At 41.4% G+C, this 917-nt stretch carries 1 protein-coding gene; it reads left to right on the top strand.

Translation table 11 applies throughout. The annotated features are described in order from the left end of the window. Nucleotides 1-917, top strand: a 917-nt coding sequence (locus tag AC1DUO_RS25475) for a right-handed parallel beta-helix repeat-containing protein (protein ID WP_477989476.1), incomplete at both ends; no start/stop codon positions are given.

The raw sequence follows: 917 nt of genomic DNA, 5'->3' as shown, positions 1-917 counted from the left end.
GTGCTGATGAGCGGCTCTTTATGTCGGGCTGAGACAGTCATCATTGACTGCCTGATTACGCCTGACATTTATCACTTTTTTAAAGAGAGGGAAATAAAAAATACGCAGATTAAAATAATTCACCCTGGCTGTTTCCTCAGTCATCCTCTCTTCATTGACAGCAATACCTCGCTTTCCGGTGAAAAAGGTGCGCAAATTCAACAGACTTTTACCTTACCGGATACTGTTGGCGTGATAAATATTTCTTCGGGCGATAGCACAAGGGCTGTCAGTAATGTGCAAATTTCGGGGGTTTCTTTTATTGGCGGCGCAGAAAAAAACGGCTTCGCAGAACATAATCCTCTGATCAGTATATTCAATGCGCACGATGTTACGCTTTCAAATTTAAACCTCACAGGGTTTCGTGGCGATGGAGTTTATGTCGGGCAGGGGAATGTTGTTTCAAACCACCATATTGTGATAAGAAACGTCATCTTTGACGGCGTTAACTTCAGTAACCGTAATGGCATTAGTATTATTGACGGGCATGATATCCTTATTGATGGAAATCGCTTTACCCGTATTTCACGTAAAGGAATGCCAGGCAGCATTGATCTGGAACCTAACACTTCGCTTCAGCGCATTTATAACATTATGATCAGTCGTAATCATTTCACTGATGTGCATGGAATGGCTGCTATTGTGATAAGCCTGAGGCATGCGGGAGGGACTGTTCCTGATAACGTCACGATCAAAGGTAATATCTTCGACAAGGTTGTCAGAGGTATTCTCATCAAATCGGCAATTCCGAAAAATCAGGTTAATAATAATTTTCACATTTTTGATAATCGGAGTTCATCTGCAAGTAAAGGAGATTACAGCATTTGTAATGTCAATGCTGCGACAGGTAACAATCTTCCTGCAATAGAAAAGTATTC

The sequence above is a fragment of the Rahnella sp. P4_A8 genome, from assembly GCF_056402435.1.
This window is presented reverse-complemented; position numbering and strand designations above follow the sequence as displayed.